A 22,758-nucleotide genomic window follows, 5' to 3' on the forward strand; every position below is an offset into this window, starting at 1 on the left:
TGTCTAACTCTTTATATCAACGCCCACAAATCGTCAGTGGGCGTTTTTTATTTCTGCAACTTTGTATAGAGTAAATCTAATATCTACATGTCGTGCTAGCACAAGGAATCTACATGCAATTGCCCGCTTCTTTATCTTCAGTGTCGCAATCGGCGCTTGAGCCGATCCTTCAATCCGAAGAGATGCAGCATTGGCCATCTAACCGTTTGGATGAGCTAAGTTATATCGCTGGTATGAGCCAGTTTGTTACTTTAACTTTAGAAAGGGATAGTCTTCTGCGTCAGCGTCTGCCACATATGTTGGAATTTGACCGTCGCTGGGAAGAGTATCGTTTGCAGCTGAAAAACCTACTTAAGGGCTGCAAAAACGAACAGCAAGGCATGCAAGTGTTGCGACAGTTTCGTAACCGGGAAATGGTGTATATCGCGTGGCGTGATTTTCTCCATACTTGGAGTCTGGAAGAGAGCTTAAAGCATCTTTCGGAACTCGCCGAGGCGCTGATATTCGAAGCCTACTCATGGCAATACGATCTTTGCTGCCGAGAATTTGGAACACCCTGTAATAGTCAGGGAGAACCGCAGCCAATGTTGATTATTGGTATGGGGAAATTGGGTGGTGGAGAGTTAAATTTCTCTTCCGATATTGATTTGATTTTCACCTACCCTGAAAACGGAGAGACACAAGGTGCGCGCCGCAGCCTGTCAAATGCACAATTCTTTACGCGCTTAGGTCAGCGAATTATCAAAGTGCTTGATCTGCAGACCATTGATGGTTTTTGCTATCGCGTCGACATGCGCTTACGCCCGTTTGGTGACAGTGGGCCACTGGTCATGAGTTACGCAGCACTTGAAGACTATTACCAAGAGCAGGGGCGTGATTGGGAGCGCTACGCGATGATTAAAGCGCGAGTAATGGGCAGTGAAATGTACGCTCAGTATGATGAGCTCCGTCGTCTTCTATTGCCGTTTGTTTTTCGTCGCTATATTGATTTCAGTGCGATTCAATCACTGCGACGTATGAAATCGATGATCAGCAGTGAAATCCGTCGCCGTGGTTTAACCAATAACATTAAACTCGGAGCGGGTGGGATTCGTGAAATTGAGTTTATTGCTCAGTCTTTTCAATTAATTCGTGGTGGACGTGAACCGAGCTTGCGTCGTAAAAGTTTACTTGAAGTGCTCAAAGCCGTTCGTGACCTGAACCTTCTGCCTTACCAAGACGTTTCTCAGCTGCGCAGCTCATATTGTTTTTTACGCCAAGTGGAAAACTTGCTTCAGGCGCTGGGCGATAAACAGACTCAAACCTTACCAGAGACTGAGATTGAGCAGCTGCAATTGGCAACAGCAATGCGTTATGAGAGTTGGTCTGAGTTAACCGCCGAAATCGATCAGCATATGAGCCGAGTTCACGACATTTTCAATAACCTCGTCGGGGATGAAGATGAGTCGACTGATGACGTGGAGATCCATTTCCATGAATTGTGGGATATGGCCCAGAAAGAGGAAGTGATCGAAGTCATTTTGCAAGATCTTGAGGTGCAAGATGCCTTGCGCTGCGCGGAAAGCATTCGTCATTTTAAACGTGATCTGGCGAAGAAAACCTTAGGCCCTCGCGGGCGAGAAGTTCTCAATCATTTAATGCCGAAGATCTTTAAAGCGGTATTTGAAAATAAAGATGCGCTGTATGGATTGCCTCGCGTTCTTACCTTGATCTATCAAATCTCGACACGTACCACCTACCTTGAATTGCTTGATGAGCATAAAGGTGCGTTGTATCAATTGGTTCGTCTGTGTATCGCCAGCCCCATGATTTCCGAACAGTTAGGTCGTTTCCCTATTTTACTTGATGAGTTGATCGACCCTCAGCATCTGTATAACCCGATTCAGCTTGACGATTATCAGGTTGAGTTACGGGATTTTCTGGCACGCATTCCTGAAGATGATATGGAGCAGCAGATGGAAGGTCTGCGTCAGTTTAAGCAGATCAGCATTCTGCGTATTGCCGCGGCGGATATTGCTGGCGCTTTGCCCGTGATGAAAGTCAGCGATCATTTGACGCGTCTTGCTGAAGTTACTGTCGAGTCCGTGGTTAATTTGGCCTGGCGTCAACTGAGTGAAAAATACGGTGAGCCGAGCCATCTGGATCAACGCGGCGGAAAAGGCTTTGCTGTGATCGGTTATGGCAAGTTAGGGGGATGGGAGCTTGGTTATAACTCCGATCTGGATCTGGTGTTTATGCATGACTGCCCAGTTGATGTGGTAACGAATGGCGTCAAGCAGATTGATGGTCGACAGTTTTACCTGCGCCTTGCTCAACGTATTATCCATATTTTCTCGACGCGCACCCCTTCGGGCATCTTATATGAGGCGGATACGCGGCTGCGCCCGTCTGGCGCTTCAGGCTTGTTGGTGAGCCCAACCGATGCGTTTGCTGAGTATCAGTTCAATGAAGCTTGGACGTGGGAGCATCAAGCGCTGGTGCGCGCGCGAATCATCTATGGTGACCAACCCTTAGTTGAGAGCTTTGAGCAAACTCGCCATCGCGTTCTTACCCAAGCGCGTGACCAAGAAACACTCAAGCAAGAAGTGGTCGATATGCGCCTTAAGATGCAGCAGCACTTAGGTGGGAAAAAAAGTGGTCGCTTTATGATTAAGCAAGACAGTGGCGGCATCACTGATATTGAGTTTTTGGCCCAGTATCTGGTGCTGATGTTTAGTCATGACAAGCCCAAGCTAACTCAGTGGTCGGATAATGTACGGATTTTTGAGTCGCTGATGAATGAAGGCATCATCTCTGAGTCTGACAGCCAAGGAATCACTCATGCCTATGCAACGATGCGTGATCAAATCCACCATCGTAACTTACTGAACTTATCGGCGGATGTGGATGAAGAGAAGCTGGTGGCAGAACGTGATCTAGTGACAAAAGTTTGGCAACAATGGCTGGAATAACCGTATGACGGGAGTTTTGGCTTCGTATTGGCTGTGCTAAAATTCGCGCAGAACAATACTTTGGAGATCAACAATGAAACCAATTCTACCTGACTACAGCGATTCAGGCGTACTGATTGTCGGTGATGTCATGCTTGACCGCTACTGGTATGGACCGACGGGCCGAATCTCACCAGAAGCGCCTGTCCCCGTGGTTAAAGTAGAAAACAATGAAGAACGTCCAGGTGGCGCAGCGAACGTTGCGATGAACATTGCGTCACTGGGCGGACGAGCACACATTGTTGGTCTAACCGGGGTGGATGAACCCGCAGCGGTATTAAATGACACGCTATCGTCGCTCGGCGTTGAGTGTGATTTTGTTGGTTTGAGTGATTATCCCACCATCACTAAATTACGAGTGTTAAGCCGAGGCCAGCAACTGATTCGACTCGATTTTGAAGATGAGTTTGAGAACATCGATCCTCAGTTGATGTTAAGCCGTATGGATAAAGTGTTACCAACGGTTCGTGCGGTTGTGCTTTCCGATTATGGAAAAGGCGCGCTTGAGCATGTTCAGCAGTACATTCAACAAGCTCGAGCGGCCAACGTGCCCGTGTTTATTGACCCGAAAGGTGCGGATTTTGAACGTTATCGTGGTGCCACTCTACTCACACCTAACATGGCGGAATTTGAACTCGTTGTTGGACGCGTCAAAACAGAACAAGAGCTAGTCGAAAAAGGGCTTGCGCTGATCGACAAATATGACTTTGAAGCTTTGCTTGTTACGCGCAGTGAACATGGCATGACGTTACTGCGTAAAGGGCAAGCACCGTTTAATCTCGCTACCCAAGCCAAAGAAGTGTTTGATGTTACAGGGGCGGGCGATACCGTAATTTCAGTATTGGCTGCGTCTGTATCTGCGGGGAAACCGCTTGATGAAGCATGTGCACTGGCCAACGCGGCAGCCGGCGTCGTTGTCGGGAAATTGGGCACCTCGACGTTGTCGACCATTGAATTGGCAGAAGCGGTACACGGCAGTCGCGATACTGACTTTGGCGTGATTAGCGAAGACAAGCTTGTCGAAGCGGTGAAACAGGCACAAGCAAAAGGTGAGAAAGTCGTGATGACCAATGGCTGCTTTGACATTTTACATGCCGGCCATGTCTCCTATCTCAATCATGCCGCGAAATTAGGCGACCGCTTAATTGTTGCGGTTAATACTGATGAATCGGTGAAGCGTCTTAAAGGGCCAGGTCGCCCTGTTAACCCAACCGATCGCCGTATGGCGGTGTTAGCGGGTTTAGGTGCTGTCGACTGGGTGGTTCCGTTTGGCGAAGAGACGCCTCAGCGTTTAATTGCTTCAGTCTTGCCTGATTTGCTGGTTAAAGGAGGCGACTACCAACCAGAGCAAATCGCTGGCGGGAAAGACGTAATTGCTAATGGCGGGGAGGTGAAAGTACTTAACTTTGAAGATGGGTGCTCTACATCTGAAATCATTAACGCGATTAAAGGTGGTAAAGGTTAAGTGCCTTAACCTTGTTTGAATAAAAAACCGCTGCGAAAGCAGCGGTTTTTTTGTTTCCGTCAGATGAAGCCATTAGCCCGTCACAGGTTGTAGACTGCTGCTAATGTCGACAATATCTTGCTCGCTAAGTGTGCCTACAGCTTGGCGCAGTTGCAGCACACTTACAATGTAGTCGTAACGAGCGTTGGATAAACTACGGTTCGCATCGTATAAACGGCGAGTCGCATCAAGCACATCAACGATAGTACGTGTACCTACATCAAAACCTGCTTCAGTGGCTTCCAGTGCAGAGCGTGCGGAAACAACAGTTTGTTCGTACGCGCGAATGGCGCCAATCGAAGCGACGATGTTGTTGTTATAGGCACGAACATTACGTACCACGGTGCGGTAAGTGCTTTCTAACTGTTGGCTTGCGGCGACGTAGTTGTATTCGGCCTGTTTGGTCAGTGACGTCAGGTTTCCACCAGTGTATAGAGGAACGGAGAGGTTCAAGCCAACACTAAAGTCGCTGATATTCTCACCAGATAGCGAGTTATCATCGTTATTTTCAGACATGTAGTTGTAACCGCCATCCAGCGTTAACTGCGGTAGGCGACCTGAACTGGCCAAGGTGATGTTATCGCGCGCAATATCTTGTTCAATACGTGCGGTTAGTAGCTCAAGGTTCTTTTGCTGCGCTTGATCGACTAGACGTTGAACGGTTTCATCTGGACGGCTTGCGGCGAAACGCTTGGTGTCTAATTCGCTCAGGTTAGCGTGTGACTGACCCGTAATTTCGCGCAACCCTTCATAGCTGTTTGCCAGTTCATTTTCTGCCAAAACTTCATCAGCGAGAACAGTATCATACTGAGCTTGTGCGTCATGAACGTCTGTAATGGCAGACAGACCCACTTCAAAACGTTGTTTGGTTTGTTCTAGCTGACGCGCAACGGCGGCTTTCTCTGCGCGGACAAACTCCAAGCTTTCTTTGGCTTTTAGTACATCAAAGTATGCTTGGGCGACGCGTAGAATCAAAGATTGCTGAGCAGAAGCATAGGAAGAGTCGGCACGACGTGCAGTTTTTTCTGCAGTGTCTAAACTTATCCAACTGGAACGGTTATAAAGTTCTTGGGAAAAACTGACACCGGCAGCAAGACGATCGCTGTCACGTGTTGAGCGGCCAAGAGCTTCATAATCACTACGGGTTAAATCGTAACTTGCCGTTAAATTAATCTGAGGAAGCAATGAGCTACGACTAGAATTAATGGCTTCAAAAGCGGCATCGCGTTGGGCGGCTGAATTTAACAATGTAGGATCGTTTTCTTTCGCTTGGCTATAGATTTCTGCAAGCGTATCTGCCAAAGCAGATGTCGTGTAAAGCCCGCTTAGCGCGGCGCTAATCACGAGGGGAAGCAGTTTTTTCATGGGTCCTATTCCTGCCTAATGCTTGTAAATTATCGATTTAACGAGAGTTTACCTTATATTGACGTGAATTTACGCAAAAGTTTGTAAATTTTTACACTTTATTGTCCAGTTGTACAGTATGATTGTTGCTCGATATTATAAATTTATTGTGATGGATTTAAATATTCTTATAAAAAATATATAAAAAGTTGAGCCAATGCTTGGCAGCAAAAGCGGTAACTAAGTAGACTATAACGTTCACTCAATGAGGTATTCAATGCAACAGTCTGACAAGCAAGCTGTGAGGTTCACGCCACAAGATGTGGAAGTTCTCTCAAAAGATACATTATTTAAAGGGTTCTTCCAGATGGTGAAGTACCGCTTTAAGCACAAATTGTTTGCGGGTGGCTGGAGCGATACCATTGAGCGAGAGATGTTTGTACGCGGCCACGCGGCGGCGCTGCTGCCTTATGATCCGGTTCGTGACCAAGTTGTTGTGGTCGAACAGATCCGAGTAGGTGCATTAGAGCATCAAAGTCCTTGGCAAATGGAGATCGTTGCGGGCATTATTGATACTCAAGAATCGGCAGAACAAGTGGTTCGCCGTGAAGCCATGGAAGAGGCGGGTGTCGAGATCGGCCTAGTCGAAAAGGTGACGTCCTATTATCCGTCCTCAGGTGGATGCTCAGAACGACTTGATGTTTTTGTCGGTCAGGTAGATTCATCATTGGCTCAAGGGATTCATGGCCTTGAAGATGAAGGTGAAGATATTCGTGTTCACGTGATGAGCCGAGACCAGGCTTATCAATGGGTGCAAGACGGGACGTTTGAAAATGGCGCGTCGATTATCGCTTTGCAATGGTTACAACTCAACCACCAACGACTGAGAGAGCAATGGCTGAAGTAGCAACTAAAAAACCTTATCACGTTGATTTCCCAGAGCTAATGCGTGTTTATGAAACAAATTACGCAAAGTTGAGTGCTCTGCTTCCTAGCCGACCAAGTGTTGGCGATATTCGTTGTTATCAAGCGGCGAGTATGGCTTATCAATTAGAAGTGGAAGAAGTCACAAAGTACACAACGCTTGTGGACATCTGTCAAAGTGATGATGTTGCTGTCTTTCCATTGCCTAAAATGTCTGTCAGGCTCTACCACGATGCACGTGTGGCAGAAGTTTGCAGCAGTGAACATCTCAAACGAGTAAAAGCTCGTTATGATTATCCCAACGAAAAAATGGTTCAAAAAGATGAAAAAGCTCAGTTAAACCGTTTTTTAGGTGATTGGCTTTCGTTTTGTTTAAGACACGGCATTAGCCGGACATCCTTAGGAATTTAGTCAGGTTTTTAGTTTTGAAAGTATCGTCAAGCACATCACAAAATAGCAGCATTAAGTTGCTGCAAATAACAGATACTCATCTTTTTGCGCCCAGTGATGGAAGCTTATTGAGCGTCAACACCCATGAAAGCTTTTTGGCGGTTGTCGACGCCATTAAGACAGAGCACGTTGAGTTTGATGCTATTCTTGCGACAGGTGATATCTCCCAAGATCATAGTGAGCAATCCTATCGAAAGTTCGAGCAGGGCATTGCTCCTCTGCAAAAGCCCTGCTTCTGGTTGCCAGGAAATCACGATTACAAGCCCAACATGGGCTCGGTGATTCCTTCTGCGCAAATTGAACCGATTGACCATGTATTACTGGGCGAGCATTGGCAAATGATCTTGCTGGATTCTCAAGTTGTCGGTGTGCCCCATGGTCGATTAAGCGATCAGCAACTGGCCCTACTGGATAGTAAATTAGCGGAGTATCCAGAAAAACATACGCTGGTGTTGCTGCATCATCATCCTTTATTGGTTGGTAGCCATTGGCTGGATCAGCATTCATTAAAAGACGCCGATGATTTTTGGCAAGTGGTCGACAAGCACAACAATGTAAAAGCGGTGCTGTGTGGGCATATTCATCAAGATATGGATAAAAGCCATCATGAGGTTCGAGTATTGGCTACGCCATCAACCTGTGTTCAATTTAAACCCAACTCAGATGACTTTGCTCTCGATCATCAAGCACCTGGATGGCGAGAATTAGAGTTACTGGATAATGGCGATATCGTTACCCAAGTTAAACGCTTAAAAGCGGGTAGCTTTCAACCTGATTTTAACTCTGCAGGCTACTGAGAATGAGCAAACCCTCACTGCTCATATACATTCACGGTTTCAACAGCTCAGCTAAATCTCACAAAGCAATGGTGATGCAGGAGTACTGTCGGCAATACCGACCCGATATTAAGGTTGTGGTGCCTGATTTGCCTGCCTACCCACAAGATGCAGCAATCGCGCTCACGTCGCTGATTGAACGCTACCTTACGCAGTATCAAATTGGTTTGGTGGGCAGCTCACTCGGTGGGTATTTCTCTTTATGGCTCAACCATAAGTTTGGTTTACGTGCGGTGGTGGTTAACCCAGCCGTCAAGCCCTATGATCTATTAACTGACTATCTTGGGGTTCAAACCAATCCCTATACTCAACAACAATATTTGCTAGAGTGGCATCATATGGATGAACTCAAAGCGCTGGATATTGCAAATATTCGAAATCCGGATACGATTTGGCTGCTGCAGCAACAAGACGATGAAGTTCTTGATTACCGTCAAGCCGTTGAAAAACTCAATGGTGTAAAACAGACAGTAGAAGCGGGAGGCGACCATAGTTTTGTCGATTTTGAACGCTATCCGGAATCCATCATCCAATTCCTTCAACTTTAATGAGCCTTGAGGGAAAAGTCATAAATTTGTGAAGTACTCGCGTCTCTCTCTTGACATAAGCCAGTCTCTTCCAGACTATGTTTCTCCTATACTTTCGCAGCGACTTGTGCTGAAACAATCAGCACTTTTGTGTCAATTTTTAATCGAAATCTTAAAAAGCTTCATAATCGCACTGCGAAGTAACCATTTTTGTTTCTACGACGATAATCCGTACTATGACTGAACAATATAATGCTGGAGCCATTGAGGTTCTTAATGGCTTGGAGCCAGTACGCCGCCGTCCTGGTATGTACACGGATACCGCAAGACCGAACCACTTAGGTCAAGAAGTCATCGATAACAGCGTCGATGAAGCGTTAGCCGGGCACGCCAGTAAGGTGCAAGTAATTTTGCATGCAGACCAGTCGCTTGAAGTGATTGACGATGGTCGAGGCATGCCAGTGGATATTCACCCAGAAGAAAAAGTGTCTGGCGTTGAATTGATCCTCTGCAAATTGCACGCCGGTGGTAAATTCTCCAATAAAAACTATCAGTTCTCTGGTGGTCTTCACGGGGTGGGGATTTCCGTAGTTAATGCACTGTCTAAACGTGTCGAAGTCACGGTACGCCGTGATGGGCAGGTGTATGAAATCGCTTTTGAGCATGGTGACAAGGTTCAAGACTTAACTGTTACGGGCACTTGTGGGCGTCGAAATCGCGGTACCAGCGTTCATTTTTGGCCTGAAGCCAAATACTTTGATTCGGCCAACTTTTCTGTTACTCGCCTTATTAACAATTTGCGCGCGAAAGCCGTGTTGTGTCCCGGGCTTGAAATCACCTTTAGCGATAAAGTCAACGGTAATGAGCATCGCTGGTTTTATGAAGATGGCCTTAAAGACTATCTCGCGGAAGGGGTAAAAGGCTTCCCCGTTTTACCTGAAGAACCGTTTACGGGTGAATTTTTAGCAGAAACGGAAGCGGCAACGTGGGCTGTTATCTGGCAGCCAGAAGGTGGTGAGATGATCACCGAAAGTTACGTCAACCTGATTCCGACCGCTCAGGGTGGTACCCACGTCAATGGTTTACGTCAAGGTTTGCTGGATGCAATGCGAGAGTTCTGTGAATTCCGTAATTTGCTACCTCGTGGCGTCAAACTGACCGGAGATGATGTATTTGATCGTTGCTCTTATGTTCTTTCGGTGAAAATGCAGGATCCGCAATTTGCTGGGCAAACCAAAGAGCGTTTGTCTTCGCGCCAAGCGTCGGCGTTTGTGTCTGGTGTGGTCAAAGATGCGTTTAGCTTGTGGCTCAATGAGAAGCCGCAATTATCAGAAATGCTAGCGGAAGTGTGTATTGCTAACGCGCATCGACGTATGCGTGCAGCAAAGAAAGTGGTACGGAAGAAAGTGGCCTCGGGCCCAGCACTACCGGGAAAACTGACAGATTGTTCGCAACAAGATTTGAGCCGCACAGAACTGTTCTTAGTGGAAGGGGACTCGGCGGGAGGCAGCGCGAAACAAGCGCGTGATCGCGAATTCCAAGCCATCATGCCGCTGCGCGGTAAAATCCTCAATACTTGGGAAGTCTCTGCTGACCAAGTCCTAGCCTCGCAAGAAGTTCATGATATTTCTGTGGCTCTGGGCATCGACCCTGATAGCGATAATCTTGAGTCTCTACGTTACGGTAAGGTGTGTATCCTTGCCGATGCGGACTCGGATGGCCTGCATATCGCAACCCTATTGTGTGCGCTCTTTACTAAGCATTTCCCTTCCTTGGTGGCGGCGGGTCATGTGTATGTTGCTATGCCTCCACTGTATCGTATTGATTGCGGCAAAGAAGTTTATTACGCACTGGACGATGGCGAAAAAGACGGCATTGTTGAGCGTTTAAGTAAGAAAAAAGCCAAGATCAATGTACAACGATTCAAAGGCCTTGGTGAAATGAACCCACTGCAACTGCGTGAGACAACGATGGATCCAAACACTCGTCGTTTGGTGCAATTGACCATTGACGATGGAGATGCGACCAACGAAATGATGGATATGCTGCTTGGTAAAAAACGTGCAGATGATCGTCGTAGTTGGCTACAACAGTACGGCGACATGGCAGAGGTACAATAATAGATGGCTAACGAAATTACTTACGATGGCGTTGAGCAGTTACCACTGCGAAAATTTACCGAAGACGCTTATCTCAACTACTCGATGTACGTCATCATGGACCGAGCCTTACCTTATATTGGTGATGGTCTTAAACCGGTTCAGCGACGTATTATCTACGCGATGTCGGAACTTGGGCTTTCGGCGGCCGCGAAATATAAAAAATCCGCGCGTACGGTTGGTGACGTATTGGGTAAATACCACCCACACGGCGACTCGGCTTGTTATGAAGCCATGGTATTGATGGCGCAACCGTTCTCTTACCGCTATCCGTTGGTCGATGGCCAAGGTAACTGGGGTGCTCCAGATGATCCCAAATCCTTCGCAGCAATGCGTTATACCGAAGCGAAACTGTCTAAATTCGCAGAAATTCTTCTGGGTGAATTAGGTCAGGGCACCGTTGAGTGGCAGCCTAACTTTGATGGCACTATGAAAGAGCCGCAAATGTTGCCAGCACGCTTGCCTCATATCTTACTCAACGGTGTGACAGGTATTGCGGTCGGTATGGCGACCGATATCCCGCCACATAACGTGCGTGAGGTAGCGGATGCCGCCATTCATCTAATTGAACAACCAAAAGCCGAATTGAGCGATGTGATGGACTTTATTAAAGGTCCTGACTATCCAACAGAAGCAGAAATTATCTCGCCGAAGACGGACATCGAGAAAATTTATCGCACTGGTCGTGGCAGCATCAAAATGCGCGCGGTATGGCACAAAGAGGGCAGTGATGTCGTGATCACCGCGCTGCCTCATCAAGTGTCCGGTGCGAAATTGCTTGAGCAAATTGCCGCGCAGATGCGAGCCAAGAAATTGCCAATGGTTGAAGATTTACGTGACGAATCTGACCATGAAAATCCAACACGCATTGTGATTGTGCCACGCTCAAATCGAGTGGACTGTGATCTGCTGATGAATCACCTGTTTGCCTCGACTGATCTTGAGCGTAACTATCGTGTGAACTTAAACATGATTGGCCTTGATAATCGTCCTCAAGTGAAAGGCTTGGTGCAGATCCTTAATGAATGGATTGAGTTTCGTCGCAGCACAGTACGTCGTCGCTTACAACACCGTCTAGATAAAGTGCTGGCTCGCCTGCACATTCTTGAAGGTTTGTTGGTCGCCTATCTAAACTTAGATGAAGTGATTGAAATTATCCGTACCGAGGATGAGCCTAAAGCGGTTCTGATGGCACGTTTTGGTATCACGGATATTCAGGCGGACGCGATTCTCGATACACGTTTGCGCCACCTTGCCAAACTCGAAGAGATGAAGATTCGTGGTGAGCAAGATGAGCTTGAGAAAGAGCGCGAGAAGTTAGAACAATTGCTCGGTTCAGAGCGTCGTTTGAATACGCTGTTGAAGAAAGAAATCAAAGCGGATGCGGATAAGTACGGTGATGATCGCCGATCTCCTTTGGTTGAGCGTGCAGAAGCTAAAGCGATGACCGAGCGCGATTTGGTGCCAAGTGAACCGATTACAGTGGTACTGTCTGAAAAAGGTTGGATCCGCCATGCCAAAGGGCATGAGGTTGATCCGGCCAGTCTCAATTACAAATCCGGAGACAGTTATCTCTCCCACGCGCGCGGTAAGAGTAATTTACCTGCTGTTTTCCTTGGCAGTGATGGGCGCAGTTACTCACTTGAGTCTCACTCGCTACCATCTGCTCGCAGCCAAGGTGAGCCGATTACCGGGCGATTGAACCTGAATGCTGGTTCGCATATTCGCCACGTTGTTATGGGTGAAGAAGACCAACTGTGGCTGGTGGGTTCTGATGCCGGTTACGGTTTTGTGTGTAAAGGCAGTGATTTGTTGTCGAAAAACCGCAGTGGTAAGGCGTTAGTGACTTTGCCTCAAAATGCGGAAGTCATGACGCCAAACCCGATTGGCAATTTGGACAGCGATGAAATCTTAGCCATTACTAATCAAGGGCGTATGCTGTTATTCCCAATTAAAGATTTACCACAATTGGGTAAAGGCAAAGGTAACAAAATCATCAATATTCCAGCGGCAAAGGCCAAAGAGCGAGAAGAAGTTGTGTCTCATCTTATGGCGTTGCCAAGTGGTTGTTCAATAACCCTTTATGCAGGAAAGCGTAAGTTAGGTTTGAAACCGTCTGACTTAGATAACTTCCGAGGTGAACGTGGTCGTCGTGGTAGCTTATTGCCAAGAGGGTTACAACGCGTGACGGCAATTGATGTTGAACCTGTTGCTAGCGAAGACGATACTAACAGTGAGTCGTAATCGATTTAACTGAGCAAAAAAAGCCCCGCGATAGTCGCGGGGCTTTTTATTTCATAAAGCATGAAGACATTAATCCCGAGGATCTTCTCCGACGGTCACGGTTAGGGTTTTCTGCTTACCTTTGCGCACAACCAATACATCAATGGTGGTGCCAGGGCGCAGATCGGTGACGAGGTCCATCACACTCTGGCGACCATGAATTTTTTGCCCGTCAATTTTCAAGATGATGTCTTTTTCCATAAAGCCAGCATCGGCAGCGGGGCCGTTAGGATCAACGCCCATTACCTCGATGCCACCTAAGTGCTCATTACCCAAAATACGCTCAGCCATCGCACTAATATCTTGCCCATCAATCCCAATGTAGCCACGGATAACGCGCCCATCGGCAATGATTTTCTCCATGATTTTGTTCGCTAACTTAAATGGAATTGCGAAAGAAATGCCGTACGTTTCCAGTTCCGTCGCTTGCTGAAACGAGGCCGTGTTAATTCCCACTAACTCGCCACGAGTATTAACTAATGCGCCGCCGGAGTTACCTTCGTTGATCGCCGCATCGGTTTGAATAAACGCCTGACGACCATCCGCGCTAATCGAGGAACGACCTGTTGCTGAAATAATCCCAAACGTCGTGGTTTGCCCTAAGTTATAAGGGTTACCAATCGCCAAGACCACATCACCGACTTTCGGGTCATAGTTAGGGTTGAGGGGAATAACGGGCAAATTGGTGCCTTCGACACGCAGTATGGCGATATCGGTACGGCGATCTTTACCGACTAAATGCGCCGCTGCTGCTCGCCCGTCTTGCAAAGCAACAATAATTTGATCGGCTTGAGCAACTACGTGGTAGTTAGTAATGATGTAGCCTTTATCGCTGACAATCACGCCAGAGCCCAATCCTTGAGTGGACAGTTTAGTGCGATCACTTTCCGTATATTTACGGCTATATATGTTAACCACGGCAGGCGCTGCGCGACGCACCGCCGTATTAAATGAAATCTGTAAGGACTCGATATTATTACTGGTTTCAGCAGTGCCTGCTGGAATGATATGCGAGCGAAGGGAAGGTACCGATATCAACAGTACGGCTGCGGTAGCCAAGCCTAATAAGACGGATCGCAGAAGAAAATTTAGCATACCTTCCTCAAAATCATGGGTAATCTAATGAATGCAGAAGAATAGCATTAGTTCTTAAAATAACAAAAGAGCAGCGAATGTTTCGCTGCTCTTGATGGTAGAGATAAGATTGCGTCAATGACGCGAATTCGGTGAAAACTAACGAACGACCAAGTAAATCGTGCGATCGCCACGTTGGATGTTAAGCGCCAGAATATTCGGTTTTTGTTCGAGAATCTTACGCAGCTCCGCTAAGTTTTTAACCCGTTGGCGGTTAAGGCCAATAATAATATCGCCTTTTTTCAACTGGTAAGCTTCTGCCATTGACCCTTTTTCGACCGAAGCGACTTTCACACCTTCGATACGATCACTCGACGTCGTGTTGGTTAACTCTGCACCGGCTAAACCTTCATGAAGTTTATCCGCAGTGGTCTTCACATCGGTTTGTTCGCCTAAGGTCACATCAAATTCTTCTTTGTCACCATCACGAATCACACCGAGTTTGACCTCTTTACCCGCGCCTAGAGTCGCGACTTTCGCACGCAGTTCACCGAAAGTATCAATGGATTTACCATTGACAGAAACGATGATATCGCCAGCTTCTAAGCCGGCTTTATCTGCCGCACTGTCTGGAATCACTTGGCTAACGAAGGCGCCTTTACTTGATTTGTAGTTCATCGCTTTAGCGAGTTCTGCTGTTATTTCGCTACCTTGAACCCCAAGCATGCCGCGCTTAACTTCACCAAATTCATCGATCTGTTCGGTGAGGTTTTTCATCATATTGGATGGTATGGCAAAGCCAATACCAATATTTCCACCATTCGGACCAAGAATAGCGGTATTGATACCCACCAATTCCCCATTTAGGTTAACAAGGGCACCGCCAGAGTTACCGCTGTTAATGGCGGCATCTGTTTGGATAAAGTTTTCAAAGTTTTCGATATTTAATCCACTGCGGCCCAGCGCTGAAACGATACCGGAGGTCACTGTTTGACCTAAACCAAATGGGTTACCAATCGCGACAGTAAAATCACCGACCCGCAATTTATCCGAATCTGCAATCTTGATTTGCGTGAGGTTTTCAGCTTTTTCGAGCTTGAGTAGCGCGATGTCAGACATCTGGTCGCCGCCGATCAGTTCTGCTTTGTATTCACGTCCGTCATGTAATTGAACACGAATTTTCTCCGCGCCATTAATGACATGGTAGTTGGTTACGACATAGCCTTTATCAGCATCAATCACCACGCCTGAGCCTAAGCCTTTAAACGGACGCTCTTGAAGCTGTTCGGTTGGAAAGTCTGGACCAAAAAAGAAGCGAAATTGCTCCGGGATTTGGCGTTTAGAAACTTGAGTTCCTTCAACGGCGATACTCACTACCGCTGGAGTTACTTTTTCTAGCATTGGCGCTAAGCTGGGAATTTGTTCGCCATTCACCGCTAACGGCAATGCCGCAGATGCAGGTAAGGGAGCAAGAATTGAGCTTAAACTAAGGGATAGGACGGTTAAAGCAAGCAAAGGTTTTTTCATCTGATAACTCCTATACAGTTAATGCTTTGTATCTAATATTTGCTCAAAAAATTAGATTTCAATCAGCACCGACGTGAGTTATGACTCAAAAACCTTTGCAAAGTTCACGTAAAATTTTTAACTTCGATTAAGAAGCTTTGGCAGTAACCACTTCATCCGAATGAAGAATCTGCTTTTCTTGCTCTTTGAAAAGCCCTGTAGACCCATTTGCGTAGTCTTTCGGGGCTTCATCAAGAACCTCATCTAAATAGCTGGCTTTTTCTTCCGCATTATCGGCTGAGGGAACCGTGTATTCAGCAATCTTCTTAGCGAATGGATTATCTTGCTCTGGTAGTTCTGGAAGCAGTTCTCCCGAGGTTTTAACCATATGTTGATAAAGCTTGGTGTAATCTTTACCGAGGTTATCCAGCATCTCTGCGGTTTGTGCAAAGTGATCAGCAAGCTCTTGGCGTTGCTGCTCTAGCTGAAATTTTGCAGTGTCGAGTTCTTTTTGCGTACTTTTTTGCTTTTTATAGTCTGGCGTAGTTAGACGAGAAATGACTACACCCAAAAAAGTGCCAATAACTAGACCTAAAACAGCATATATCCAAGGCATAGTTGCTCCTTATCATTGTTATTTAACATGTTTTTTACCTGTTGGTTACACATGTTGAGTTCACATGGTACTATGACAACCATAGCCAATAAAGAAAAATAGACGTGCTCTACTTAGCATATTTTTCTTTATCTACTCTAGGTATGTGACTCATGACCCCATTAGAAAAATATCAAATTGATCTAAAACAGTCAGGTTTTCAAAAAGATAAAGCGCAACAAGATGCTGTAGAAGCATTAGATCGTCTCTACCACCAATGTATTGAGTATACACAACAGCCTGTTGCATCTGTGAGTCGATGGACAAAATGGTTTACAAAAACGCCGTCAGTACCTGAAGCTCCACAAGGTCTTTACTTCTGGGGGGGCGTCGGGCGAGGCAAGACCTACTTGATGGACTGCTTTTATGAGGTTTTGCCGATTGAAAAGAAAATGCGTGTCCATTTTCACCGTTTTATGCATCGAGTCCATGAAGAGCTGAAAAAATTAAATGATGTCAGCGACCCTCTTGAACATATAGCTGATACGTTTAAAGCTGAAGCGGACATCATCTGCTTTGATGAATTTTTTGTGTCAGATATTACCGATGCCATGATCCTTGGGACGCTTTTTCAGGCCTTATTCCAACGCGGCATTATTTTAGTGGCAACCTCCAATATTCCGCCCAATGAGCTTTATCGCAATGGATTGCAAAGAGCTCGGTTTATTCCTGCCATTGAATTGATTGAAAAGCATTGCCACATTATTAATGTTGACAGTGGCATTGATTATCGCCTTCGTACTCTGGAGCAAGCCGAAATTTACCATCATCCGCATGATGAGAGCGCAAAACGAAATTTGCAGCGCTACTATCAGCAGTTAGTTGGCGAAGACAAGCCCGCGGTACAAAGTATTGACATTAATCATCGCCAGATTCCGGTTATAAAAGCGGCAGATGGATTACTGTTTGCGAGCTTTGCCCAGCTTTGCCAAACGCCACGTAGCCAAAATGACTACATTGAATTATCTCGTCTGTATCACACGGTGTTATTGGCCGATGTTCAACAGATGGGGCGATTGTCGGATGATGCAGCGCGGCGATTTATTGCATTGGTGGATGAGTTCTACGAGCGCCACGTGACGCTGATTATTTCTGCACAAGTGGCTCTTGAAGACTTGTATACAGAAGGTCAGCTCAACTTTGAATTTCAACGTTGTCAGTCACGTCTTATTGAGATGCAGAGCCGAGAATATTTAGCGCGAGAGCATTTGAGTTAAGCAAATCTTTATTGACGAAAAAAAAGACAAAAAACTTGCGGATTTACTCGAAAAGGGGGTGATTTTTTCATCTGACTTCTCTATAATCCTGCGACCCACCGTTACTGCAGACCAATTTAAGGTTGGTCGAGAGTGCCATCCACTCGAAGGGGTGATGACTGGGCTCTTAGTCAGTGGGAGCGTTAAGCTCCTTAAGTGTAAATTTGATTATTAACGGGTTATTATTAGCATGAAAACTTTCGTTGCTAAACCAGAAACTGTAAAACGCGACTGGTATGTTGTAGACGCTGAAGGTAAAACTCTTGGCCGTCTAGCAAGTGAAATTGCATCTCGCCTACGTGGCAAACATAAAGCTGAATACACTCCACACGTTGACACTGGTGATTACATCATCGTTGTAAACGCGGAGAAAGTTGCTGTAACAGGTAACAAGGCGAAAAACAAAGTTTACTACCGTCACTCAGAGTTCCCAGGTGGTCTTAAATCTATCACTTTTGAAAAGTTGATCGATCGTAAACCTGAAATGGCGCTTGAACTAGCGGTTAAAGGTATGCTTCCACGTGGTCCTCTAGGCCGTGCTATGTACCGTAAGCTTAAAGTTTACGCTGGCGCTGAGCACAACCATGCTGCTCAACAACCACAAGTACTAGACATCTAATCGGGGATTTCGAAAATGGCAGAGAATCAATACTACGGCACTGGCCGTCGCAAAAGCTCAGCTGCACGTGTTTTTATCAAACCAGGCAGCGGCAACATCGTAATCAACAAGCGTAGCCTTGATGAGTACTTCGGTCGTCCAACTTCTCGTATGGTTGTTAAACAACCTCTAGAGCTTGTTGAGATGGTAGAAAAACTTGACCTTTACATCACTGTTTCTGGTGGTGGTATTTCTGGTCAAGCGGGTGCAATCCGTCACGGTATCACTCGTGCTCTAATGGAATACGATGAATCTCTACGTCCTGCTCTACGTGCAGCTGGCTACGTTACTCGTGACGCTCGTCGCGTTGAACGTAAGAAAGTTGGTCTACGTAAAGCACGTCGTCGTCCACAGTTCTCTAAGCGTTAATTTTCTTTCGAGAAAATTCGCAAAGTTTGGTTCTGTTTTTCAGAACGACTTGTGGTTCCAAAGCCTGGCTCAATGCCAGGCTTTTTTGTATTTTCAATATTTATCCTTTCCTGCATCCCGCCTTTGAAATTGAGTTTACTTACAGTTATGTGCCTTTTGTGACGGCATAGGCGAATTCCTCTACAAATGTTACTAAAAAGTAGCTTTATCTTGTCAAAAAGTAGGGTTTTATTTATGCTCTTTAATCAAATAAATACAATTAAATCCGTAATTTTGTAGCCATGTTCCTTGAAGAAAAATAGGACTTTTTCGATGGGACAAATGGGAGAATGTTTGGATGAGCAATGCGCCTTTAAATAACGGCCGCAGACGTTTCTTGACAGCCACAACCGCGGTTGTGGGTGGCTTGGGAGCTGCTGCTGTTGCCGTGCCTTTTATAAAATCGTGGAACCCAAGTGCCAGAGCGAAAGCCGCTGGAGCACCGGTTGAAGTTGATGTCAGCAAACTCGAAGAAGGCCAGATGGTTCGAGTTGAATGGCGAGGAAAACCGGTGTGGATCGTTCGCCGTCCCCAAGCCATTTTGGATGGTCTGAATGATATCGGTGATCAACTTCGAGACCCTTCCTCAGAGCAGGCTCAGCAGCCTGAATACGCTCAAAATGCTTACCGTTCCATCAAACCTGAATATTTTGTTGCCGTTGGAATTTGTACTCACCTTGGTTGTTCGCCTACCTATTTACCCGACAGTTTTAGCGAACAAGTCCAAGGCGTAAAATCGGGGTTCTTCTGTCCGTGTCATGGTTCTAAGTTTGATATGGCTGGTCGTGTATTCCAAGGCGTTCCTGCACCGCTGAATCTTGTGGTGCCTAAGCATATGTACTTGAGTGATACGCGAATCATCGTCGGTGTCGACGAAGGAGGGGAGGCGTAATGCAAGCGTTACTTGATTGGGTGGAAAAACGCATTCCGGCAATGAATGCCTACAAAAAACACCTTTCTGAATACCCAATGCCGAAGAACTTTAACTTTTGGTACTTGTTTGGCTCTCTCGCGATGTTGGTGCTGGTTAACCAATTGCTGACCGGGATCTGGCTAACCATGAACTACGTGCCGTCTGGCGATGGTGCTTTTGCTTCGGTTGAATACATCATGCGTGATGTAGAGTACGGTTGGTTGCTGCGTTATATGCATTCAACTGGTGCCTCAGCGTTTTTTATTGTTGTCTATTTACACATGTTCCGCGGTTTGATTTATGGCTCGTATCAAAAGCCGCGAGAACTGCTGTGGATCTTCGGAATGCTGATCTTCTTGGTGCTGATGGCTGAAGCCTTTATGGGCTACCTTTTACCTTGGGGACAAATGTCTTACTGGGGCGCGCAGGTGATTATCTCCCTATTTGGGGCGATTCCTGTGATTGGTGATGACCTGACTCTGTGGATTCGTGGTGACTATGTTATCTCCGGAGCAACGCTAAACCGTTTCTTTGCTCTGCATGTGATTGCGTTGCCTATCGTATTGTTATTGCTGATCGTGTTGCACGTATTAGCTCTGCATGAAGTTGGTTCAAACAACCCTGATGGCATCGAAACCAAACTGCCAAAAGGCACCATGGGTGACGATTACAAAACGCAGTTCAAGTTCCACGATTATTACACCAAGAAATACGACATCATCGATTCGATACCCTTCCATCCATATGGCACGGTTAAGGATCTCATCGGGGTTGCGGGCTTCTTATTCTTGTTCTGTTATGTGCTGTTTTTCAATCCAGAGATGGGAGGTTACTTCCTTGAGCCGCCTAACTTTGAAGCCGCAAACCCATTGAAAACGCCAGAACATATCGCGCCCGTTTGGTATTTCACTCCGTTCTACGCCATTTTGCGTGCGGTGCCTGATAAACTCATTGGGGTGATCGCGATGGGGCTATCGATTGCTGTACTGTTTGTTCTCCCTTGGCTAGATCGTTGTAAAGTACGTTCATACCGTTATCGCAGTAAATTCCACTTAATTAATATTATTCAATTCACCATTTGCTTTATTGCTCTTGGTATTTTGGGGGCGTTGCCTGCAACACCTACTTATACCTTGCTCGCACGTATTTTCAGCTTGGGCTATTTCATGTTCTTTGTACTGTTGTTCTTCTACAGTAAAAATGAAAAAACCAAACCATTACCAGAGAGGGTGACATTCAAATGAAGAAGTGGATTGTAATGTTATTTGCACTGCTGCCATCTCTGGCGATGGCGGCAGGCGCTAATGTTCCGCTTGATGCTGCGAACAATGACTTGAGTGATAAGGCGTCATTACAAAATGGTGCCAAGCTGTTTATGAACTACTGCTTTGGTTGTCATTCAACTCAGTATCAGCGTTATGGTCGTGTAGCCCAAGATTTGGGTATCCCTGATGACTTAATGAAACAAAACCTGATCTTTGATCCGGCGGTAAAAATCGGCAGTTTAATGGAAAATGCGATTCCTGATGAGTCTGCAGCCAAGTGGTTTGGTGCACCGCCACCTGATTTAACCTTGGTGGCTCGTGTTCGTGGGACCGACTGGTTATATACCTATTTACGCTCGTTTTATGCCGACCCTTCTCGTCCGTTTGGTGTGAACAATATCGTCTTCCCAAGCGTTGGTATGCCTCATGTATTAGAAGAGTTGCAAGGTGTACCGCAACCTGTCTATGAAACGCACATGGTCGACGGTGAAGAGCACCGTGTTGTGGTTGGTACGCAAAGTGATGGTCGTGGAGAGCTCAACCAAGAGGAATTTGATACGGCAGTACGCGACTTGGTTAATTTCCTAGAATATTCTGGTGATCCGGTGAAGCTTGAGCGTCATGCGCTCGGGTGGTGGGTCATGGCCTTCTTAGTGATATTCACTATCGTTGTGGTGTTTCTTAAGAAAGAATATTGGCGTGATGTGCACTAATTATGCTATTATACCGTGCTAATTTCTCAATATAACTTGACAATGGAGGCGTAGCCTCCATTGTTTTTTATCTGTAAGTGTGCTGGAGGGCTCCATGGCTGTAGCTGCCAATAAACGTTCTGTGATGACTCTATTTTCAAGTTCATCTGATATGTATAGCCATCAGGTTCGTATTGTTCTGGCTGAAAAAGGTGTAAGTGTTGAAGTTGAGCTTGTGGATGAAGCAAATCTACCCGCTGAACTGGTTGAGCTAAACCCTTATAAGACAGTTCCAACCCTAGTTGATCGCGAGCTCGCGCTTTACGATTCAAAAATCATCATGGAATACCTTGATGAGCGATTCCCGCATCCACCTTTGATGCCAGTATATCCTGTTGCTCGTGGTAATAGCCGTCTGATGATCTACCGTATCGAAACTAACTGGTACTCTTTGGCAGATAAAGTCGCAAATGGGACTGCCGATGAAGCAGAATCAGCACGTAATAAGCTGCGTAATGATCTTCTCACGTTGGCCCCTGTTTTTGCTGAGTATGAATACTTCATGAGTGAAGAGTTCAGCCTGATTGACTGTTATCTGGCACCGCTATTATGGCGTCTACCAGTGTTGGGTATCGAATTGGTTGGTCCGGGCTCTAAAGAGCTTAAAGTTTATATGAACCGCGTATTTGAGCGTGATTCATTCCTTGCTTCATTGACTGAAGCAGAGCGTGAAATGCGCCTTGTTCGCTAATTTTTGAGTGTCATGGATATTTCACAAATGACTCCTCGTCGTCCTTATCTGCTTCGAGCGTTTTATGATTGGTTAGTGGATAACGATCTCACGCCACATTTAGTCGTAGATGCAACATTACCGGGTGTGCGTGTTCCTCTTGAATTTGTTCAAGATGGGCAGATTATTCTTAACATTGTCCCTCGTGCTGTGGGCAATCTTGAGTTAGGAAATGAAGCGGTCACATTCAACGCGCGTTTTGGTGGAAAACCACATTCGGTCATTGTGCCTCTATATGCCGTACAAGCGATTTATGCACGTGAGAATGGGGCAGGTACAATGTTTGAAGCTGAAGATGCTTATCAAGAACCGAGCGAGCAAGAAGACGACGTTCAAGAGGCGGAGCATCTGTCACTGACCTCTGCGCCAGAAATCGATTCTAGTGAGGAAGAGACTTCAGAACCTGATGGTGATGATGAACCGCCGAGGCCGAAAGGCAAGCCTAGCCTTCGAGTGGTTAAATAGGACACTAATAAAAAGCAGCGTATCAACGCTGCTTTTTTTGTATTGAACCCAATGACTTG

General features: G+C 46.2%; 20 protein-coding genes. 16 read left to right on the forward strand and 4 right to left on the reverse strand.

Annotated features, from left to right (window positions below; all coding sequences use genetic code 11):
• Positions 1-113: 113 nt before the first annotated feature.
• The gene (glnE, locus tag M1D72_RS09335) at positions 114-2,951 is read left to right on the forward strand and encodes a bifunctional [glutamate--ammonia ligase]-adenylyl-L-tyrosine phosphorylase/[glutamate--ammonia-ligase] adenylyltransferase (RefSeq protein ID WP_456296697.1); all 2,838 of its coding nucleotides are present in this window, start codon (positions 114-116) and stop codon (positions 2,949-2,951) included.
• A gap of 73 nt (positions 2,952-3,024) precedes the next feature.
• Positions 3,025-4,455, forward strand: a complete 1,431-nt coding sequence (gene hldE / locus M1D72_RS09340; protein ID WP_456296698.1) for a bifunctional D-glycero-beta-D-manno-heptose-7-phosphate kinase/D-glycero-beta-D-manno-heptose 1-phosphate adenylyltransferase HldE — start codon at positions 3,025-3,027, stop codon at positions 4,453-4,455.
• 72 nt (positions 4,456-4,527) lie between these two features.
• Here hldE and tolC read toward each other — a convergent pair whose 3' ends face one another.
• The gene (tolC, locus tag M1D72_RS09345) at positions 4,528-5,859 is read right to left on the reverse strand and encodes an outer membrane channel protein TolC (RefSeq protein ID WP_390191643.1); all 1,332 of its coding nucleotides are present in this window, start codon (positions 5,857-5,859) and stop codon (positions 4,528-4,530) included.
• A 256-nt stretch (positions 5,860-6,115) separates the two neighbouring features.
• Between tolC and nudF the strand changes: the two genes are divergently transcribed.
• The 6 genes from nudF to parC all read left to right on the forward strand — a co-directional run bounded on the left by nudF (position 6,116) and on the right by parC (position 12,978).
• Positions 6,116-6,745 (forward strand): ADP-ribose diphosphatase, encoded by a 630-nt coding sequence (gene nudF, locus M1D72_RS09350; protein WP_456296699.1) that lies wholly within the window; start codon positions 6,116-6,118, stop codon positions 6,743-6,745.
• Positions 6,733-7,173, forward strand: a complete 441-nt coding sequence (locus M1D72_RS09355) for a DUF1249 family protein (RefSeq protein ID WP_390191639.1) — start codon at positions 6,733-6,735, stop codon at positions 7,171-7,173. The genes nudF and M1D72_RS09355 overlap by 13 nt, the downstream gene beginning before the upstream one ends.
• Before the next feature lie 14 nt (positions 7,174-7,187).
• Entirely contained in the window at positions 7,188-8,009 is an 822-nt protein-coding gene (gene cpdA / locus M1D72_RS09360) for a 3',5'-cyclic-AMP phosphodiesterase (RefSeq protein ID WP_456296700.1), read from the forward strand.
• 2 nt (positions 8,010-8,011) lie between these two features.
• Positions 8,012-8,596: an esterase YqiA gene (gene yqiA / locus M1D72_RS09365; protein WP_390191634.1), complete on the forward strand. Its 585-nt coding sequence runs from the start codon at positions 8,012-8,014 to the stop codon at positions 8,594-8,596.
• A 215-nt stretch (positions 8,597-8,811) separates the two neighbouring features.
• Positions 8,812-10,695 (forward strand): DNA topoisomerase IV subunit B, encoded by a 1,884-nt coding sequence (gene parE, locus M1D72_RS09370; RefSeq protein WP_390191632.1) that lies wholly within the window; start codon positions 8,812-8,814, stop codon positions 10,693-10,695.
• Between the two features lie 3 nt (positions 10,696-10,698).
• On the forward strand, positions 10,699-12,978 hold the full coding sequence (gene parC, locus M1D72_RS09375; RefSeq protein WP_390191631.1) for a DNA topoisomerase IV subunit A: 2,280 nt from the start codon (positions 10,699-10,701) through the stop codon (positions 12,976-12,978).
• Between the two features lie 69 nt (positions 12,979-13,047).
• On the opposite strand, the gene degS is transcribed toward parC, so the two are convergent.
• The 3 genes from degS to zapG form a co-directional block, all read right to left on the reverse strand.
• A complete protein-coding gene (degS, locus tag M1D72_RS09380) occupies positions 13,048-14,112 on the reverse strand; it encodes an outer membrane-stress sensor serine endopeptidase DegS (protein ID WP_390191628.1) in 1,065 nt (354 codons plus the stop codon).
• A 138-nt stretch (positions 14,113-14,250) separates the two neighbouring features.
• Entirely contained in the window at positions 14,251-15,618 is a 1,368-nt protein-coding gene (locus tag M1D72_RS09385) for a Do family serine endopeptidase (RefSeq protein ID WP_390191625.1), read from the reverse strand.
• 127 nt (positions 15,619-15,745) lie between these two features.
• Positions 15,746-16,213, reverse strand: a complete 468-nt coding sequence (zapG, locus tag M1D72_RS09390) for a Z-ring associated protein ZapG (RefSeq protein ID WP_456296701.1) — start codon at positions 16,211-16,213, stop codon at positions 15,746-15,748.
• A gap of 152 nt (positions 16,214-16,365) precedes the next feature.
• On the opposite strand from zapG, the gene zapE reads away from it, so the two are divergent.
• From zapE to sspB, 8 genes are all read left to right on the forward strand, one after another.
• On the forward strand, positions 16,366-17,469 hold the full coding sequence (gene zapE, locus M1D72_RS09395; RefSeq protein WP_456296702.1) for a cell division protein ZapE: 1,104 nt from the start codon (positions 16,366-16,368) through the stop codon (positions 17,467-17,469).
• Between the two features lie 229 nt (positions 17,470-17,698).
• On the forward strand, positions 17,699-18,127 hold the full coding sequence (gene rplM / locus M1D72_RS09400) for a 50S ribosomal protein L13 (protein WP_390191618.1): 429 nt from the start codon (positions 17,699-17,701) through the stop codon (positions 18,125-18,127).
• Positions 18,128-18,142: 15 nt separating this feature from the next.
• Positions 18,143-18,535: a 30S ribosomal protein S9 gene (gene rpsI, locus M1D72_RS09405; protein WP_136483334.1), complete on the forward strand. Its 393-nt coding sequence runs from the start codon at positions 18,143-18,145 to the stop codon at positions 18,533-18,535.
• Between the two features lie 337 nt (positions 18,536-18,872).
• Positions 18,873-19,466, forward strand: coding sequence for a ubiquinol-cytochrome c reductase iron-sulfur subunit (gene petA / locus M1D72_RS09410; protein ID WP_390191615.1), 594 nt, complete (start codon positions 18,873-18,875; stop codon positions 19,464-19,466).
• Positions 19,466-20,731, forward strand: coding sequence for a cytochrome b (locus M1D72_RS09415; protein ID WP_390191613.1), 1,266 nt, complete (start codon positions 19,466-19,468; stop codon positions 20,729-20,731). The genes petA and M1D72_RS09415 overlap by 1 nt, the downstream gene beginning before the upstream one ends.
• A complete protein-coding gene (locus tag M1D72_RS09420; protein WP_390191610.1) occupies positions 20,728-21,465 on the forward strand; it encodes a cytochrome c1 in 738 nt (245 codons plus the stop codon). The genes M1D72_RS09415 and M1D72_RS09420 overlap by 4 nt, the downstream gene beginning before the upstream one ends.
• A 94-nt stretch (positions 21,466-21,559) precedes the next feature.
• The gene (gene sspA, locus M1D72_RS09425) at positions 21,560-22,195 is read left to right on the forward strand and encodes a stringent starvation protein SspA (protein WP_390191608.1); all 636 of its coding nucleotides are present in this window, start codon (positions 21,560-21,562) and stop codon (positions 22,193-22,195) included.
• Positions 22,196-22,207: 12 nt separating this feature from the next.
• Positions 22,208-22,699, forward strand: a complete 492-nt coding sequence (sspB, locus tag M1D72_RS09430) for a ClpXP protease specificity-enhancing factor (protein WP_456296703.1) — start codon at positions 22,208-22,210, stop codon at positions 22,697-22,699.
• Positions 22,700-22,758: the final 59 nt, after the last annotated feature.

This window comes from Vibrio sp. AK197 (genome assembly GCF_053903115.1).

Bases quoted from the DNA above. Each gene is read 5' to 3' on its own strand.
- tolC (WP_390191643.1), bottom strand. From the start codon at position 5,859: ATGAAAAAACTGCTTCCCCTCGTGATTAGCGCCGCGCTAAGCGGGCTT.
- glnE (WP_456296697.1), top strand. From the start codon at position 114: ATGCAATTGCCCGCTTCTTTATCTTCAGTGTCGCAATCGGCGCTTGAG.
- petA (WP_390191615.1), top strand. From the start codon at position 18,873: ATGAGCAATGCGCCTTTAAATAACGGCCGCAGACGTTTCTTGACAGCC.
- sspA (WP_390191608.1), top strand. From the start codon at position 21,560: ATGGCTGTAGCTGCCAATAAACGTTCTGTGATGACTCTATTTTCAAGT.
- yqiA (WP_390191634.1), top strand. From the start codon at position 8,012: ATGAGCAAACCCTCACTGCTCATATACATTCACGGTTTCAACAGCTCA.
- rplM (WP_390191618.1), top strand. From the start codon at position 17,699: ATGAAAACTTTCGTTGCTAAACCAGAAACTGTAAAACGCGACTGGTAT.
- zapE (WP_456296702.1), top strand. From the start codon at position 16,366: ATGACCCCATTAGAAAAATATCAAATTGATCTAAAACAGTCAGGTTTT.
- degS (WP_390191628.1), bottom strand. From the start codon at position 14,112: ATGCTAAATTTTCTTCTGCGATCCGTCTTATTAGGCTTGGCTACCGCA.
- M1D72_RS09385 (WP_390191625.1), bottom strand. From the start codon at position 15,618: ATGAAAAAACCTTTGCTTGCTTTAACCGTCCTATCCCTTAGTTTAAGC.
- hldE (WP_456296698.1), top strand. From the start codon at position 3,025: ATGAAACCAATTCTACCTGACTACAGCGATTCAGGCGTACTGATTGTC.
- rpsI (WP_136483334.1), top strand. From the start codon at position 18,143: ATGGCAGAGAATCAATACTACGGCACTGGCCGTCGCAAAAGCTCAGCT.
- zapG (WP_456296701.1), bottom strand. From the start codon at position 16,213: ATGCCTTGGATATATGCTGTTTTAGGTCTAGTTATTGGCACTTTTTTG.
- nudF (WP_456296699.1), top strand. From the start codon at position 6,116: ATGCAACAGTCTGACAAGCAAGCTGTGAGGTTCACGCCACAAGATGTG.
- sspB (WP_456296703.1), top strand. From the start codon at position 22,208: ATGGATATTTCACAAATGACTCCTCGTCGTCCTTATCTGCTTCGAGCG.
- M1D72_RS09415 (WP_390191613.1), top strand. From the start codon at position 19,466: ATGCAAGCGTTACTTGATTGGGTGGAAAAACGCATTCCGGCAATGAAT.
- M1D72_RS09420 (WP_390191610.1), top strand. From the start codon at position 20,728: ATGAAGAAGTGGATTGTAATGTTATTTGCACTGCTGCCATCTCTGGCG.
- parC (WP_390191631.1), top strand. From the start codon at position 10,699: ATGGCTAACGAAATTACTTACGATGGCGTTGAGCAGTTACCACTGCGA.
- M1D72_RS09355 (WP_390191639.1), top strand. From the start codon at position 6,733: ATGGCTGAAGTAGCAACTAAAAAACCTTATCACGTTGATTTCCCAGAG.
- parE (WP_390191632.1), top strand. From the start codon at position 8,812: ATGACTGAACAATATAATGCTGGAGCCATTGAGGTTCTTAATGGCTTG.